This window comes from Brevundimonas sp. (assembly GCF_036402095.1).
Taxonomy (GTDB): Bacteria; Pseudomonadota; Alphaproteobacteria; order Caulobacterales; family Caulobacteraceae; genus Brevundimonas.
This window is the reverse complement of record NZ_DASWTO010000115.1, coordinates 12,010-27,922: the sequence shown is the minus strand read 5'-3', so window position 1 is coordinate 27,922 and position 15,913 is coordinate 12,010. Positions and strand designations below refer to the sequence as shown.

The window sequence follows — 15,913 nt, the reverse complement described above, 5'->3', positions numbered from 1 at the left end:
CCGCGACGGGCAGGTGGCGGGCCAGGAAGGTCTCGATCTCGGTCAGCACCAGGGCATCGTTCCGGGTCGACCAGCCGCTGTGGCCCTCGTTCTCCAGCTCGACGAGCCGAACGTCCACCCCGGCCCGCCGCAGCGCGCGCTCCATGTCCCGGGACTGGTCGAAGGGCACCAGTTCGTCGGCGGCCCCGTGGATCAGCAGGGTCGGCGCGCGCCAGCCCTCGACCCGGCGCACCGGCGAGACGCCCTCGAGCCGGGCGCGGTCGCGACCCGGGTCGCCGATCGACCGCAGCCAGTATTCGTAGGTGTCCGAATCCTCGCCGTGTTCGCGCCGGGTATGGGCCATGAGGGCCGGCAGGTCGCCGATGCCGGCGATGGAGATGACGCAGCGGTAGAGGTCGCCCTGGGTCGCCCCGCCCCACAACGCCGCGTAGCCGCCATAGCTGGCCCCGAGGATGCAGACCTGCGACCGGTCGGCGAGGCCTTCGCGAACCAGCTGCTCGACGCCCGCCGTGATGTCGTCCTGCATCCGGCCGCCCCATTCGCCATAGCCGGCGGCGGCGAAGTCCCGCCCCATGCCCGACGAGCCGCGGAAATTCGGCTGGAACACCTGGTATCCCCGGCTGGCGAGAAACTGGGCCCACATGTCCCAGGTCAGCTGGTCGCGCATTTCAGGCCCGCCATGCGGCATGACGATCAAAGGCGCGGTCGCACCGGTGTCGTTGGCCGGCCGGGTCAGGTAGCCGAACAGGGCCGTGCCGTCCTGCGCCCGGTACTCGTAGCGGAAGGCGCGGCCCAGGCCGGTGTCCGGCAGGCCGGCGTGGGCTGCGCCGATCGGCTCCAGCCGTTTCCCGTCGGCCCGGTACAGGTAGAAGACGCCCGGGTTATGGGGCGCGGTGACCTGCAGCACCCAGAGGCCGTCGTCGTCGGAGCGGGACACGATCCGCACGCCGGCGTCCTCGCCGAAATGGCGGCGCAGTGCGGTCATCACCGCCTCGCGTTCGGGATCGTCGAACGCGCACTGGAAAGTGTCGGCCACGACGCAGCCGCCGAGGAAGGCGTTGGTCTCGACATCGACCACGATGCCCGCGGCGTCGTACCGATCGTCGCGCCAGATGGCCGGGCCGAGCGTCCGGTTGCGGAAGTCGAAGACGTGAACCCCCGCGATCGACTCGGCGGCTTCGTCGTCGGGCCGGACGATGACATAGACCTGGCCGGGTTCCTCGGCGGCGCCGACGAAGTCATAGTCGGCGAGTTCGCGGATATCGTCCTTCTTCAGCCGGAACACCTCGGTCCAGCGTCCATCGTCGCCGCGCGCCTCCATGACCAGGATCCGGTCCAGCACGCCCCGGCGGACCGTGCGGCCGACGATGCGGCCGTCGCGGTCGGTGATGTAGCTGAGGGCGCGGCGGTCGCCGTCCTCGACCTGCTCCGCCTCGCCGGTGAGGACGTCGATGCGGGCCACGTCCAGGCCGTTCTCGCGGTAGGTCATCAGGATGTGACCGGGATCGTCCGGCAGCATGTCCAGCACCGGTCCCGGCCGCCCGTCCCGGGTCGACGGCGGCTTGATCTCGACGAAGCCGCTGCCGTCGCGCGCCACCGAGAACAGTCCCTGGCCGTAGCGCCAGTTGCGCACATCGCCGTCCGCCCTGTCGCCGTCCCTGTCGATATCGAGAAGGGTCATCCGGACGATCAGCCGGTCCTCGCCCTTCCAGCGGAACCAGTCGATGAACTGGCCGCCGAAATCCTCGTTGGCCGTGCTGCCCATGACCGCGGTCACGGCGCCGTCCCGCAGGTCGTGGACATACAGGGTGCGGACGTCGCCGGCGCGGCGGATGAACGCCAGGTAGCGGCCCGACGGCGACAGGGCCGGACTGGAGAGCACGGACTCGGCGGTGAAGTCGGCGATGGCCGGCGGTGCGGCCGCGTTCTGGGACCGGACCGGGCCGGCGCCCAGCGCCAGGGCCGCGGCGAGCCCCGCGACGAATGCCTTGCCGATCATGCGTCCCCCGAAGTCACTGCCGCAGCGTTCCCGTACCCTCGATCTCGACCGGGCCGGTCATGAAGACGTGACCGGTGGCCTCGTCCCAGTCAATCCGGAGCTCGCCGCCGTCGGCCTCGATCACGGCGTGGCGGCCGGTCAGGCCGCGGCGGGCCGTGGCGACGAGGGCGGCGCAGGCGCCGGTGCCGCAGGCCTTCGTCAGGCCGGCGCCGCGTTCCCACACGCGCAGGCGGATGCGGTCCGGGGCGAGGACGTTGGCGAAGCCGACATTGACGCCCTCGGGGAACAGCGGGTGGTGCTCGACCAGCGAACCGGAGCCGCGCACGAAGGCGTCGTCCTGGCGGTCGGTGAAGAAGACCACATGCGGATTGCCCATCGAGACGGCGCCCGGGGTGTGCAGGATCGGGGCGTCGATGGGCCCGACCTGAAGTTCGATGCCCCGGGTGTCCATCGCCTCGGCCAGCGGGATCTCGGTCCAGTCGAGCGCGGGTTTCCCCATATCGACCCGGACCTGGTGCGGCCCGGCGCGCGTGGCCGTCGTCGGGCCGCCGAGGGTGTCGATGACCACCGAGTCCTTGCCGGTCGATTCCATCAGCAGCCAGCCGACGCAGCGCAGGGCGTTGCCGCAGGTCTCGACCTGGCCGCCGTCGGCGTTCCACACCCGCATGAAGGCGTCGGCCCGGCGCTCCCCGGGTCCCGGGGGCTCGATGGCGATCAACTGGTCGCAGCCCTGACCGGTTTCACGGTCGGCGATGGCGCGCGCCTGCTCCGCCGTCGGCGTGAACGGCGTCTCGAGGGCGTTGACCACGACGAAGTCGTTGCCGGCGCCGTTCATGCGGACGAAGGGGCGGGTTCCGGGACTGGCCATCCGCCCGGATATAGACGTTGGCGGTTCCTTGCGCGAGCGACGCGCGTTATCGCTGGACGATGAGCCGCTCGCGACCCGTGCCAGAGAATGCGCCGAAGGCGGAGGGCCTGCGCCTGAGGGCGCGACTGCGCTACCTCTATCACGGCTCGTCGCCGCTGGCGGTGCGGTTCCGGCTGACCGTCATCGTCGTCGACTTCGCTATCATCGGCTTCTTCCTCGCCGCGCCGATCCTGCGCGAGGCGGGCTGGGCCTTCTATGTCGTCGACGCGATCGTGGCCGTGGTGCTGATGGCCGACATGGCGGGCCGGGCGCTGGCCTATACCGACATCAAGGACTGGCTGAAGAAGCCCTCGACCTGGGTCGACCTGTTCATCCTCGCGACCCTGCTGTTTCCGTCGTGGCTCTACAATTTCGGCTTCCTGCGGATGCTGCGGCTGTGGACGCTGCTGAGCTCGGACTTCTTCTGGCGCACAGTCGGGCGACGCTTCGACGACACCCGGGTGGAGGAGGTGACGCGGGCGATGGCGGCGCTGGTGACCTTCGTCTTCGTGGCCACCGGCTTCGTCTACGCCACCTTCCGTGGCCGGCACGAGGATCTGCACGGCTATCTCGACGCCCTGTATTTCACCGTCGCCACCCTGACCACGACCGGGTTTGGCGACATCACCCTGCCGGGCAACTGGGGCCGCGTGCTGTCCATCATCATCATGCTGACGGGCATCACCCTGTTCCTGCGCCTGGCCCAGACCATCGTGCGGCCGCACAAGGTGAAATTTCCCTGCCCGGTGTGCGGCCTGCAGAAGCACGACCCCGATGCGGTGCACTGCAAGGCCTGCGGCGAGACCCTGTGCATCCCCGATGAGGGGCATCATTAGAGGCGGCCGCCTGCCGCCCGCTGTCCGCGAAATGACAAAACCGTAACCTCGCGGCGCGCCGGCTTGTGAGCGGGCGATCCGCCGGTAAGGTGCCGCCCGACCAACCGTCGGGGAACGACCAGATGATCCGCACCGCCGCGCTCGCCGCGCTTCTCGCCTCCACCGCCCTGTCGAGCGCCGCCATGGCCCAGAACGCCTCTCCCGCCGCAGCCCCGGCCCCCGCGGCCGATGTCGCCGGCGGCGCCTTCGCCGCCACGGACGCGAGCGATCCCTACCTGTGGCTGGAAGAGATCGACGGCGAGCAGGCCATGGCCTGGGTCGAGGCCCACAACGAGCGGTCGCTGGGCGTGCTGCGCGGCGATCCGCGCTACGACACCCTGCACGCCCAGGCGCTGGAGATCGTCCAGTCGCGCGACCGCATCCCGTCGCCGGGCTTCAACCACGACGGCACGATCGACAATTTCTGGCAGGACGCGACCCATGTGCGCGGCGTCTGGCGCACCACGACGCTGGACAGCTACCGCTCGGCCGAGCCGCAGTGGGAGACGGTGCTGGACGTCGACGCCCTGTCGGCGGCCGAGGGCAAGAACTGGGTCTGGAAGGGCGCGACCTGCCTGCCGCCGGAGGAGACGCGCTGCCTGATCAGCCTGTCGGACGGCGGCAAGGACGCGGTGACGGTGCGCGAGTTCGACCGGGCCACGAAGACCTTCGTCGACAACGGCTTCGTGCTGCCGGAGTCGAAGGGCGGGGCGTCGTGGGTCGATCAGGACACCCTGCTGGTGTCGCGCGACTTCGGGCCGGGCACCCTGACCAGCTCGGGCTATCCGATGATCGTCAAGGTGCTGAAGCGCGGCCAGACCCTGGATCAGGCGCAGACGGTGTTCACCGGCCAGCCGACCGACGTCTCGGTGTCGGGCTATACGCTGCGGGACGCCGACGGGGTGATCCAGGCGACGCTGATCAACCGCGGCGTCAGCTTCTACGAGGGCGAGACGCACCGGCTCAACGCCGACGGCACGACCACCAGGCTGGAGCTGCCGGCCAAGTCCAACATCAACGCCCTGGTGCAGGGCCAGCTGGTGGTGACCACGGACCAGGACTGGACGGCGCCGTCGGGGCAGGAATTCAGGACCGGCGACGTCATCGCCTGGGATCTGAACCGCTGGCTGGCCGACCCGGCGACGCCGGCGCAGCTGGTCATCCGGCCGGGCGAGCGCGAGGCCATCGAGGGCATCTCCAACACCCGCAACAAGCTGGTCGTGGCCCTGTACGAGAACGTGCGCGGCTCGGTCTATGTCTATGAGCCCAATCCCGCCGGCGAGTGGAGCCGGACCCGGCTGGACCTGCCGCAGAACGTGACGGTCGGGGTCGGCTCGGCCAGCGAGCGCGACGACCAGGTGTTCGTCAGCGTGGCCGGCTATCTGAACCCGTCCAGCCTGTATCTGGCCGACGCGGCGGGCGGTTCGGCGGACGTGGTCAAGTCGCTGCCGGCCAAGTTCGACGCCACCGGCATGGTGGTCGAGCAGTTCGAGGCGACCTCGGCCGACGGCACGAAGATTCCCTATTTCGTCGTCCACAAGGCCGACATGCCGATGGACGGATCGAACCCGACCCTGCTGTACGGCTACGGCGGGTTCCAGAACTCGCTGCTGCCCGGCTATTCGGCCACGGTCGGCAAGCTGTGGCTGGAGCGGGGCGGGGTCTATGTCATCGCCAATACGCGCGGCGGCGGCGAGTTCGGGCCGCGCTGGCACCAGGCGGCGCTGCAGGAGAACCGCCAGCGTTCGCACGAGGACTTCCAGGCGGTGGCCGCGGACCTGATCGCGCGCAACATCACCTCGCAGCCGCGGCTGGGGGTGATGGGCGGCTCGCAGGGCGGGCTGTTCATGGGCGCGATGCTGACCCAGCGGCCGGACCTGATCAACGGCGCCGTCATCCAGGTGCCGCTGTTCGACATGCTGCGCTTCCACAAGCTGCTGGCCGGCGCCTCGTGGATCGCCGAATACGGCAATCCGGACGTGCCAGAGGAGCGGGCGTGGATCGAGCGCTATTCGCCCTACCAGAACCTGCGCGCGGGCCAGCCCTATCCGGAGGTGTTCATCCACACCTCGACCAAGGACGACAGGGTGCATCCGGGCCACGCCCGCAAGGCGGCGGCGCGTCTGGAGGAGCTGGGCTATCCGGTGCTGTTCTACGAGAACACCGACGGCGGCCACGCGGCGGGCGCGAACCTGCAGGAGACGGCGCGGCGTCTGGCGCTGGAATACACCTATCTGAGCCGGAGGCTGATGGATCAGCCGGCGGCGGAGTAGGCCAACCATCCGCTCATCCCGGCGAAAGCCGGAACCCAGCGCTCTTGTTGGACCCCGGTGGTCGGGACGAGCGGATCGCAAACCCGGGCGGCGCCGGTCGTCCAAAGCACTGGGTCCCGGCTTTCGCCGGGATGAGCGGAGTTGAATATGCGTCACCTGATCCTGTCCGTATCGATCCCGGCCCTGCTGCTGGCGGCCTGCGCCACGGCGCCGTCGGAGGAGACGATCTACGGCCTGGCCCCGGACATGGTGCAGGGTCCGCTCGAGAGCCCCGCGCCGGCGGCCCCGCCGCACTACCCGGCCGATCTGACCCCGGCCGGCGTGCGCGCCGCCGACGATCACCTGGCGCTGGAGGCGGTCGAGGGGGCCGAGGCCATGGCCTTCGTGGCGGAGTCGAACCGCAAGGCGCTGGCCGCGCTGGAGGGCGACCGCCGCTACGAGACCTTCCGCCGGCAGGCGTTCGACATCCTGTCGGCCACCGACCGGATTCCGGGGCCGAGTTTCCTCGGCGAGGGGATCGGGAATTTCTGGCAGGACGCGGCCAATCCGAAGGGGGTGTGGCGGCGGACGACGCTGGACTCCTATCGCTCGGACACGACGCGGTGGGAGACGCTGCTGGACATTGACGCCCTGGCGAAGGCCGAGGGCCGGGACTGGGTGTGGAAGGGCGCCGACTGCCTGCCGCCGGACGAGACCCGCTGCCTGGTCAACCTGTCGGACGGCGGCAAGGACGCCGTGGTGGTCCGCGAGTTCGACACCACGACCGGCCTGTGGGTCGAGGACGGCTTCATCCTGCCGGAAGGCAAGCACCGGCTGGAATGGCTGGACCGCGACACCCTGCTGGTGGCGACCGACTTCGGGCCGAATACGCTGACCGAGAGCGGCTACCCCTTCATCGTCAAGGCGCTGAAGCGCGGCCAGACGCTGGCGCAGGCGACGGAGGTCTATCGCGGCGATATCGGCGACGGCGGGTATGGGGTCAGCCCGAGCGTGTACAGGAACGGCGACGGTGAAATCCTCGCGGTGCTGATCAACCGCCCGCTGGATACCTTCCGGTCGGAGACCTGGGCTCTGGTTGACGGTCGTCCGGTGAAGCTGGCTCTGCCCGAGCGGGCTTCGGTGCGCGGCGCCATGGGCGGCGACCTCGTCGTCACCCCGGAGGAACGCTGGACCGCCCTGAACGGCGGTGTCGCGGCCGGGTCGCTGGTCGTCGTCGCCCTCGATGAGCTGACCGGCGCCGGCGCCGTGTCCGGCGATGTCCTGTTCACCCCGCAAGCCCGGCAGTCGATCGAGGAGGTCGCCGTCACGGACGACCGGATCACGGCGACGATCTATGACAATGTGCGCGGCGGCCTCGTCGTGTTCGAGCGGGGGCAGAGCCGGTGGCATCAGCAGACCCTGCCCGTGCCCGAGAATGTTTCGGTGCACCTCGGCGACTCCTCGAAGAAGACCAACCGCGTCTTCTATTCGGTCGAGGGCTTCCTGACGCCGTCGACCCTGTCGCTCGCCACCGTCGACGACCTGAGCGCTGAAGCCCTGAAATCCGCCCCTGCCCGGTTCGACGCCTCGACGCATGTGGTCGAGCAGTTCGAGGCGACGTCGTCGGACGGGACGAAGATCCCCTATTTCGTGGTCATGCCGCGCGGCCTGGCCATGGACGGGTCGGCGCCGACGATCATCTACGGCTACGGCGGGTTCCAGGTGTCGAAGCCGCCGGCCTACATCCCCGAGATGGGCAAGCTGTGGCTCGAGAACGGCGGCGTCTACGTCAACGCCAACATCCGCGGCGGCGGCGAGTTCGGGCCGGAGTGGCACCAGAGCGTGCTGAAGGAGAACCGCCAGCTGGCCTTCGACGACTATGCGGCGGTGGCGGCCGACCTGCACCGGCGCGGCATCACCAGCCCGCGGCGCACCGGCATCTATGGCCGGTCGAACGGCGGGGTGCTGACCTCGGTGACCATGACCCAGCACCCGGAGCTGATCAATGCGGCGGTGATCGAGAGCCCGTTGATCGACATGCTGCGCTATCACGAACTGCCCGCCGGGGCCTCGTGGATCGGCGAATACGGCGACCCGCGCATCCCGGAGGAGGCGGCCTTCATCGCCCGCTATTCGGCCTATCAGCAGCTTCGTCCGGATGCGGAGTATCCGCGCGCCTACATCACCACCAATACGCGCGACGACCGGGTGCATCCCGGCCACGCCCGCAAATTCGCGGCGCGGCTGGAGGCGATGGGCCACGACCACCTCTATTACGAAGAGACCTCGGGCGGGCATTCCAACGACGCCGACCCGGTGGCCAACGCGCGGCGCTGGGCGCGGCACTATGTGTATCTGGCGCAGCAGCTGATGGACTGAGGGGATGCCGGACGCGAGTCGGGCGCCAACCGGGTCCTGAGCCGCGTTACCCCTCATCCGGCCCTGCGGACCACCTTCTCCCCCAAGGGGAGAAGGAAGGTTACGCCGGCTCGACGAGCTTCAGCTTGGGGGCCTTCTTCGGCCTGTCGGCTTTCGCCGCCTTCTTCGCCAGCTTGGCGGCCTTCTTTGCGGCCTTGGCCTCCGCCTTCGCCTTGTCGGGAGCGGCGTCCGCCTCGCCGGCGAGGTCGGCGAGCAGGGCGAGGAAGCCGTCGCGCTTGCCCTTGGGCAGCAGGGCCATGATGCGCTTGTCGGCGGCCTCGACCCGGGGGCGGGCGGCGTCCAGCGCGGCCTGGCCCGCCTCCGAAAGGCGCACCGCCTTGGCCCGCGCGTCGAGGGTCGAGCGTTCGCGCTCCAGCAGTCCCTTGGTGGTCATGCGGGCGACGAGGTCGGCGAGGGTCGAGCGGTCGATGCCGGTGGCGCGGACCAGATCAGACTGGGTCAGGCCCGACTTGTGCGACACGGCCTCGAGCACGGCGAACTGGCGCTGGGTCAGGCCGCCGGGCCCGGCTTCGCCCGCGTAGATGTCGAGCGCCAGCTGCAGGGCGCGGTGCATCAGATGGCTGGGCGAGGCGGCGAGGCCGCCCCGTTTCGTTCTGGAGCCCGACTTGACCATCGTCCGTATCCCCTCGACTGCATGGCATAGCTAGCAGCCGCGTTTTACGGTTTGACGACGGACGATCCCCGGCGCCGGGGAAAAGGCGTCAGGGCGCGGTGTCGGGCTCGGCCGGAGCCATCGGGTCGACCGGTTTGTCGCTTGAGGTCAGGTTGCGCAGGATCAGCGGAATCTGCGACAGGCCGAAGACCGAGGAGGCGATCCACAGCACGCCGCGGAAGCTGACCCAGACGTCGGCCGGATCGACGTCGCCGCGGCCGGCGCGTTCCGCGGCCCATGCCACCAGGGCCTCGCTGCGGACCAGTTCGTTGACGATGGCGACGCAGAGGAAGAACAGGCCGTAGCGGAACGTCAGGATGCGCCAGGCCCGGTCGTTGATCGGGATGACCGTGCCGAGCAGGGCCCGCAACGGCTGTTTGCCCATCGCCAGGCCGCCGAGCAGGGCGACGGCGAGCGAACCGTTGAGCACGGTGACCTTGATCTTGACCCACAGGCCGTCGCCGGTGAGCAGGGTCAACAGGCCGAAGACGAGGGCGAAGCCGCCGACCAGGAGGGGCATCAACGCCAGCCGCTTCTCGACCACCAGGCCGACGGCGACGGCGACGGCCGAGCCGGCCACCAGCGCCCATGTGGCCTGGACCAGGGCTTCGTCGCCGCTCAGGCCGCGCAGGCGCAGCACGAGGAAGGCGAGACCGAACGCGAGCAGGCCGCCGAAGTCGACCAGCTGGCGCAGGTTCGAGTCCTTCGGCGGGGCCGGTTTCGGGGCCGGTTTCGGCGCGGGCGCGGCGGCGTCGGGTTCGCTCATGCGTCAGTCCTCGAGTCCCACCAGCGAGCGCGAAAAGGCCCGGGCGTCGAACGGTTGCAGATCCTCGACGCCCTCGCCGACGCCGATGAGCTTGATCGGGGCGTCAGAGGCCTGGGCGACGGGCACGAGGACGCCGCCGCGGGCCGTGCCGTCCAGCTTGGTCATGACGATGCCGGAGACGTAGGCGGTCCGGCCGAAAATCTTCTCCTGCTCAAGGGCGTTGCGGCCGACCGTGGCGTCGAGCACCAGCAGGGTCTCGTGCGGGGCGTCGGGATCGACCTTCTTCAGCACCCGGACGATCTTGAGGAGTTCGTCCATCAGGGCCGATTTGTTCTGCAGCCGGCCGGCGGTGTCGATCAGGACCACGTCATAGCCCTCGGCCCTCGCGCGGGTGCAGGCGTCGAAGGCGAGGCCGGCCGGATCGGCCCCGTCGCGGCGGCTCTCGAAAGTCGCGCCGGCGCGCTCGGCCCAGACCTTGAGCTGTTCGCGGGCGGCGGCGCGGAAGGTGTCGCAGGCCACGATCATGACCTTGGCCCCGCGGCCGGTCAGGTCGGCGGCGATCTTGCCCAGGGTCGTGGTCTTGCCCGAGCCGTTGACGCCGACGAACAGGGTGACGAACGGACGCGGCCCGTCCAGCGGTTCGTAGCGGGCCTCGTGGCCGGCCAGTTCGGCGGCGACGGCCTCGGCCAGGGCCTCCTTGACCTCGCGCTCGTTCGCCCCGGCGCCGAAGCGCAGCTCGCGGAAGCGGGCGACGATGCGGTCGGTCGCGGCGGGACCGAGATCGCTTTCAAGCAGATGCTCTTCCAGGCCCTCGAGGGCGGCCTCGGACAGGGGTTCCTTGACGAAGGCGGCGACGACCTGCTCGGTCATCTGTCTGGAGGAGCGGGAAAGGCCCTCCGTCAGGCGGGACAGCCAACCCTTTTTCGGCGCGTCGTTCATGGGTTGGCTTTAGCGGGGCCGGGCCCATGCGTCACCAAATACTCCGCTCATCCCGGCGAAAGCCGGGACCCAGTTCTTTGGATGGGCCGTTTGGGCCTATATGAGCATAACCGGCGCTCCCACGCGCCGGCATCGCGCTGGACAGCACTGGATCCCGGTCTTCGCCGGGATGAGCGGAAGAATTGAATGCCTGAGGCCTTTCACAGCCCCACCACCCACGGCTTCGTCCGCGTCGCCGCGGCCACGCCGGTGGTCCACACAGCCGATCCGGCATCCAACGCCGACGAGCATGTGGCGCTGATCCGGCAGGCGGGCGAGCGGGGCGTGGACCTGCTGGTGTTCCCGGAACTGAGCCTGAGCGCCTACGCCATCGATGATCTGGTCATGCAGGGGGCGCTGCTGGACGAGGTGGAGCGGCAGGTGGGCCGGCTCGCGCCGCTGACGGCCGAGACGGGCGTGGTGGCCGTGGTCGGGGCGCCGCTGCGGCGCGAGGACCGGCTCTACAACTGCGCCGTGGTGCTGGGGAACGGGCGGATTCTGGGGGTCATTCCCAAGACCTATCTGCCCAACTATCGGGAATATTACGAGAAGCGCTGGTTCTCGGCGGGCGGCGACGTGTCGAGCCGCGACGGCGATCTGACGGTGGCCGGAGAGGAGGCGCCGTTCGGCGTCGATCTGGTGTTCGAGGCGCCGAACCGGCCGGGCTTCGTCTTTGGGGTCGAGATCTGCGAGGATTACTGGGCCCCGCTGCCGCCGTCGACGCGGCAGGCGCTGTCCGGCGCGCGCATCCTGCTCAATCTGTCGGCCTCCAACATCGTCATCGGCAAGGCCGACGAGCGGGCCCTGCTGTGCGCCAGCCAGTCGGCGCGGGCCATGGCGGCCTATGTGTTCGCGGCCTCGGGATGGGGCGAGAGCACGACCGACCTGGCGTGGGACGGTCAGGCGACCATCCACGAGCTGGGCGCGCGGCTGGCCGACGGCGAGCGGTTCGCTCTGGAGAGCCATCTGACGGTCGCCGACATCGACGTCGAGCGGATCGGGCTGGACCGCCTGCGCAACGGCACCTTCGCCGACTGCGCCCGCGACGAACTGGACGGCTACCTGTTCGAGCGGGTTCTGTTCGACGCCCGGGAGACGGCGGCCCCGGGCGATCTGATCCGTCCGCTGGACCGTTTCCCCTTCGTGCCCGACGACGCGGCGCGGTTGGACCAGGACTGCTACGAGGCCTTCAACATCCAGGTGCAGGGGCTGATGCGGCGGCTCAAGGCGACCAATGGCGAGCGGATCGTCATCGGCGTCTCGGGCGGGCTGGACTCGACCCACGCCCTGCTCGTGGCGTGCCGCGCCTTCGACCGGCTGGGCCTGCCGAGGAGCGGCATCCTCGGCTACACCATGCCGGGGTTCGCGACGTCGGAGGGGACGAAATCGAACGCCTGGGCGCTGATGCAGGCGCTGGGCGTGACGGGCGCCGAGATCGACATCAGGCCGACGGCGATGACCATGCTGGAGGGCATCGGCCACCCGTTCGCGAAGGGCGAACCGGTGCACGACATCACCTTCGAGAACGTGCAGGCCGGGCTGCGGACCGATTACCTGTTCCGGCTGGCCAACCAGAACCGGGCCTTCGTGCTGGGCACCGGCGACCTGTCGGAGCTGGCGCTGGGCTGGGCCACCTACGGCGTCGGCGACCATATGAGCCACTACAACGTCAACGGCGGCGTGGCGAAGACGCTGATGCGGCACCTGATCCGCTGGGTGGCGGACCGGGGGGTGGTGGGCGAGGCGGTGACGCCGGTCCTGCGCGGCATCCTGGGCACCGAGATCTCGCCGGAGCTGGTGCCGGCGAAGGACGGCAAGATCCAGTCGACCGAGGGGACCGTCGGGCCCTATGCGCTGAACGACTTCTTCCTGTTCTACGTCACCCGTTTCGGCCTGAAGCCGTCGAAGGTGGCCTATCTGGCGCATCAGGCCTGGAAGGACGCCGGGGTCGGTCACTGGCCGGCGGGGACGCCGGACGACGAGAAGATCGAATACGACCTCGCCACGATCAAACACTGGCTGCGGAAATTTCTCGTGCGCTTCTTCCAGACCGCCCAGTTCAAGCGCTCCGCCTTGCCGAACGGGCCGAAGGTGGTCACCGGCGGATCGCTGTCCCCGAGGGGCGACTGGCGGGCGCCGTCGGATTCGACCGCGCGGGTATGGCTGGACGAGCTGGAAGCGAACGTGCCGGAGTGATTCAACAGGCAACAGGCATCAGGCAACAGGCAACAGGCAACAGGAAGAGAAGACGGTGCGGGTGACCTCCCGCCTGCTGCCTGATGCCTGACGCCTGATGCCTCGCTAGTCCACCTCCCCCAGGAACGGGAAGATCGCCGCCTTGGCCTCGGGCTCGTCGAGCATGGGGGCGTGGCCGACGCCGGGGACCTCGACGAAATCCATCTTCGGGGCGCGCTTGCGCATCTTCGCGGCGATGGGCTCGCTGAGCAGGTCGGAGGTCTGGCCGCGCACCAGCAGGACCGGGCGGGCCCTGGTCAGGCGGCTGAACATCGGCCACAGGTTGGGGACCAGCGCCTTCGCACCCGCCGCCCGGATCGGCACGGCGATGTCGGGGTCGTAGTCGAGCTCGGGCGACCCCTCGGACCCGATCCGGAACACGCGGCGGGCGAAGGCGTCCCAGTCGGCGTCGGTGTAGTGCGGAAAGGCGACGGCGTTGATCGACTTCACATAGGCCGCGGCCTCGGCCCAGCCCGGAGTGTCGACCGGCTGGCCGGAATAGGCGGCGATGCGGGCCAGGCCCTCCTTCGCCACCTCGGGGCCGACATCGTTGATGATGGCGGCGGCGATGGCCTTCGAGCGGATGGCGGCCAGGGCCATGGTGATCAGCCCGCCCATGGAGGTGCCGAGGAAGACGGCGCGCGAGACGCCGGCCTGATCCATCAGGGCCAGCACGTCGTGGGCGTAGTTCAGAGGCTGGTAGGTCATCGGGTCGGGGGCGCGATCCGACTTGCCCCGGCCGCGCACGTCGACGGCCAGGACCCGGCGACCGCTCTGGGCGATCAGGGGGGCGATGGTCTCGAAGTCGGCCGAGTTGCGGGTCAGGCCGTGGATGGCGATGACCGGCAGCTTCGCCGGGCCGGAGGCGGCGGCGTAGTCGCGGGCGAACAGGCTGAGCCCGTCGGGACTGGTCCAGCGGCGTTCGGCGAAGGTCTGGGTCATGCGGGGCTCCGGGCGTCGCGCGGAGTAATTCACCGCCGGGAGAATTTCATCAATGGCCCAGCAGGTCTTTTACGAAATCATCCAGATTTCCGCCCTCGAAGCGGAAGCCGGGGATGCCGGCGCGGCGCGCGGCCTCGAGGTCCGACGGCTGGTCGCCGATCAGGAAGGACCGGGCCGGATCGATGCGGTGCTCGGCGATGGCGCGCAGGATCATGCCCGGGTTGGGCTTGCGGTCGGGATGGTCGGGATGGCGGTAGCGCTCGTCGAGGGCCTCGGCGTGGAACGGACAGGCGTAGACCGCGCCGATCACCGCCTGCTTCGCCGCCATGCGGCGCACCAGCAGGGCGTTGAAGGCCCTCATCTGCTCTTCGCCGAACAGGCCGCGGGCGACGCCGGACTGGTTGGTCACCACGACGCACAGATAGCCGAGCTGGTTGAGGCGGCGCACGGCCTCGCAGGCGCCGGGCGTGAAGCGCAGATGCTCTTCCAGATGGGGATAGCCGGTATCCTCGATGAGCACGCCGTCGCGATCGAGGAAGACGGCGGGAACGCCGGATGTCATGGTCCCGCGCATACGCCGCCGTACGCGGTCGTTGCAACCCGTCACGGGAAGTGACCCGGCGGGATTTGGCGTGACCGCGGACGATTTGGTAGGGAGCGCCACCCCGGCGCGGCCGCGACCGCGCGATCGGAGACCTCCCGGCATGACCATCCCCTTCATCGATCTTCAGGCCCAGCGGCTGCGCCTGAACGGCGCCATCGAGGCGGCGGTGCAGGAGGCCGTGGTCGGCGGCGCCTGGGTGATGGGGCCGCAGGTGCGCCAGTTCGAGGCCGATCTGGCCGCCTTCGGCCGGGCGAAGCACGCGCTGGGCTGCGCCAACGGCACCGACGCCCTGGCCCTGCCGCTGATGGCGTGGGGCATCGGGCGGGGCGACGCGGTCTTCGTACCGTCCTTCACCTTCGCCGCCACGGCCGAGATCGTGCCGTGGTTCGACGCCGAGCCGGTGTTCATCGACGTCGACGCCCGGACCTACAACCTGGATCCCGGCCACCTCGAGGCGGCCATCGAGGCGACGCTGAAGGAAGGCCGGCTGAAGCCGCGGGTCGTCATCGCCGTCGACCTGTTCGGCCAGCCTGCCGACTATCCGGCCATCAGGGCGATCTGCGACCGGTACGGGCTGAAGCTGATCTGCGATTCAGCGCAGGGTTTCGGCTGCACCATCGATGGCGAGCATCCCCTGAAGTGGGCCGACATCACCACCACCAGCTTCTTCCCGGCCAAGCCGCTGGGCTGCTACGGCGACGGCGGGGCGGTGCTGACCAACGACGACGACCTGGCCCAGCTGATCGACTCGATCCGTGTGCACGGCAAGGCGGTGGCGCGCGATCTGGAGGGCAAGACCTTCGACCACGACCCCAAATATCTGAACATGCGCATCGGGCTGAACAGCCGTCTGGACACCATCCAGGCCGCGGTGCTGATCGAGAAGCTCAAGGTGTTCGGTCAGGAGATCGAATGGCGCAATCGCATCGCCGCCCGCTACAACGAGGGCCTGCGCCCGCATGTGGCGGCGGTCCCGGACGTGCCGGAGGGCAATGTCTCGAACTGGGCCCAGTACACCATCGAGCACGAGGACCGGGACGGCCTGGCCGCGCATCTGAAAGAGCAGGGCGTGCCGACGGCGGTCTATTATCCGATCCCGCTGCACCTGCAGCCCGCCTATGAGATGTATCCGCGCGGGCCGCAGGGCCTGCCGGTGACCGAGCGGCTGAAGGACCGGGTCATCAGCCTGCCGATGCATTCCGATCTGGACGAGGCGACGCAGGACCGCATCGTCGCCGCCGTCGCCAGCTTCAAGGCCTGATCC

12 protein-coding genes are annotated in these 15,913 nt (G+C 69.7%); 5 read left to right on the top strand and 7 right to left on the bottom strand.

From position 1 onward, the window contains the following. Both VGD32_RS08510 and dapF read right to left on the bottom strand, forming a co-directional pair. On the bottom strand, nt 1–1,999 hold a 1,999-nt coding region (locus VGD32_RS08510), incomplete at its 3' end, for a S9 family peptidase (RefSeq protein WP_331031465.1). Nucleotides 2,000–2,012: 13 nt separating this feature from the next. Continuing rightward, complete coding sequence (gene dapF, locus VGD32_RS08505; RefSeq protein ID WP_331031464.1) at nt 2,013–2,867, bottom strand: diaminopimelate epimerase; 855 nt, start codon at nt 2,865–2,867, stop codon at nt 2,013–2,015. 77 nt (nt 2,868–2,944) lie between these two features. Between dapF and VGD32_RS08500 the strand changes: the two genes are divergently transcribed. The 3 genes from VGD32_RS08500 to VGD32_RS08490 all read left to right on the top strand — a co-directional run bounded on the left by VGD32_RS08500 (nt 2,945) and on the right by VGD32_RS08490 (nt 8,412). After that, nucleotides 2,945–3,742, top strand: a complete 798-nt coding sequence (locus tag VGD32_RS08500) for an ion channel (protein WP_414644382.1) — start codon at nt 2,945–2,947, stop codon at nt 3,740–3,742. A 122-nt stretch (nt 3,743–3,864) separates the two neighbouring features. Continuing rightward, nucleotides 3,865–6,054, top strand: a complete 2,190-nt coding sequence (locus VGD32_RS08495; RefSeq protein WP_331031462.1) for a prolyl oligopeptidase family serine peptidase — start codon at nt 3,865–3,867, stop codon at nt 6,052–6,054. 147 nt (nt 6,055–6,201) lie between these two features. After that, nucleotides 6,202–8,412 (top strand): prolyl oligopeptidase family serine peptidase, encoded by a 2,211-nt coding sequence (locus tag VGD32_RS08490; protein ID WP_331031461.1) that lies wholly within the window; start codon nt 6,202–6,204, stop codon nt 8,410–8,412. Nucleotides 8,413–8,512: 100 nt separating this feature from the next. On the opposite strand, the gene VGD32_RS08485 is transcribed toward VGD32_RS08490, so the two are convergent. The 3 genes from VGD32_RS08485 to ftsY all read right to left on the bottom strand — a co-directional run bounded on the left by VGD32_RS08485 (nt 8,513) and on the right by ftsY (nt 10,829). After that, the gene (locus tag VGD32_RS08485; protein WP_331031460.1) at nt 8,513–9,085 is read right to left on the bottom strand and encodes a MarR family winged helix-turn-helix transcriptional regulator; all 573 of its coding nucleotides are present in this window, start codon (nt 9,083–9,085) and stop codon (nt 8,513–8,515) included. A gap of 88 nt (nt 9,086–9,173) precedes the next feature. After that, nucleotides 9,174–9,890, bottom strand: a complete 717-nt coding sequence (locus VGD32_RS08480) for an inner membrane-spanning protein YciB (protein ID WP_331031459.1) — start codon at nt 9,888–9,890, stop codon at nt 9,174–9,176. A gap of 3 nt (nt 9,891–9,893) precedes the next feature. Further along, entirely contained in the window at nt 9,894–10,829 is a 936-nt protein-coding gene (gene ftsY / locus VGD32_RS08475; protein WP_331031458.1) for a signal recognition particle-docking protein FtsY, read from the bottom strand. 186 nt (nt 10,830–11,015) lie between these two features. Between ftsY and VGD32_RS08470 the strand changes: the two genes are divergently transcribed. Next, nucleotides 11,016–13,064: an NAD(+) synthase gene (locus VGD32_RS08470; protein WP_331031457.1), complete on the top strand. Its 2,049-nt coding sequence runs from the start codon at nt 11,016–11,018 to the stop codon at nt 13,062–13,064. Between the two features lie 105 nt (nt 13,065–13,169). Here VGD32_RS08470 and VGD32_RS08465 read toward each other — a convergent pair whose 3' ends face one another. Both VGD32_RS08465 and VGD32_RS08460 read right to left on the bottom strand, forming a co-directional pair. After that, nucleotides 13,170–14,045 (bottom strand): alpha/beta hydrolase, encoded by an 876-nt coding sequence (locus VGD32_RS08465; RefSeq protein ID WP_331031456.1) that lies wholly within the window; start codon nt 14,043–14,045, stop codon nt 13,170–13,172. A gap of 49 nt (nt 14,046–14,094) precedes the next feature. Beyond that, nucleotides 14,095–14,751 carry a D-glycero-alpha-D-manno-heptose-1,7-bisphosphate 7-phosphatase gene (locus VGD32_RS08460; RefSeq protein ID WP_414644381.1) on the bottom strand — a complete coding sequence of 219 codons (657 nt, stop codon included), beginning with the start codon at nt 14,749–14,751 and terminating at the stop codon, nt 14,095–14,097. On the opposite strand from VGD32_RS08460, the gene VGD32_RS08455 reads away from it, so the two are divergent. Continuing rightward, nucleotides 14,750–15,910, top strand: coding sequence for a DegT/DnrJ/EryC1/StrS aminotransferase family protein (locus VGD32_RS08455; RefSeq protein WP_331031454.1), 1,161 nt, complete (start codon nt 14,750–14,752; stop codon nt 15,908–15,910). The genes VGD32_RS08460 and VGD32_RS08455 overlap by 2 nt on opposite strands. The last annotated feature ends 3 nt before the right edge of the window (nt 15,911–15,913 follow it).

Coding starts and splice junctions, on each gene's coding strand:
- VGD32_RS08455 (WP_331031454.1), top strand. CDS start 14,750: ATGACCATCCCCTTCATCGATCTTCAGGCCCAGCGGCTGCGCCTGAAC.
- ftsY (WP_331031458.1), bottom strand. CDS start 10,829: ATGAACGACGCGCCGAAAAAGGGTTGGCTGTCCCGCCTGACGGAGGGC.
- VGD32_RS08495 (WP_331031462.1), top strand. CDS start 3,865: ATGATCCGCACCGCCGCGCTCGCCGCGCTTCTCGCCTCCACCGCCCTG.
- VGD32_RS08470 (WP_331031457.1), top strand. CDS start 11,016: ATGCCTGAGGCCTTTCACAGCCCCACCACCCACGGCTTCGTCCGCGTC.
- dapF (WP_331031464.1), bottom strand. CDS start 2,867: ATGGCCAGTCCCGGAACCCGCCCCTTCGTCCGCATGAACGGCGCCGGC.
- VGD32_RS08460 (WP_414644381.1), bottom strand. CDS start 14,751: ATGCCGGGAGGTCTCCGATCGCGCGGTCGCGGCCGCGCCGGGGTGGCG.
- VGD32_RS08485 (WP_331031460.1), bottom strand. CDS start 9,085: ATGGTCAAGTCGGGCTCCAGAACGAAACGGGGCGGCCTCGCCGCCTCG.
- VGD32_RS08490 (WP_331031461.1), top strand. CDS start 6,202: ATGCGTCACCTGATCCTGTCCGTATCGATCCCGGCCCTGCTGCTGGCG.
- VGD32_RS08480 (WP_331031459.1), bottom strand. CDS start 9,890: ATGAGCGAACCCGACGCCGCCGCGCCCGCGCCGAAACCGGCCCCGAAA.
- VGD32_RS08465 (WP_331031456.1), bottom strand. CDS start 14,045: ATGACCCAGACCTTCGCCGAACGCCGCTGGACCAGTCCCGACGGGCTC.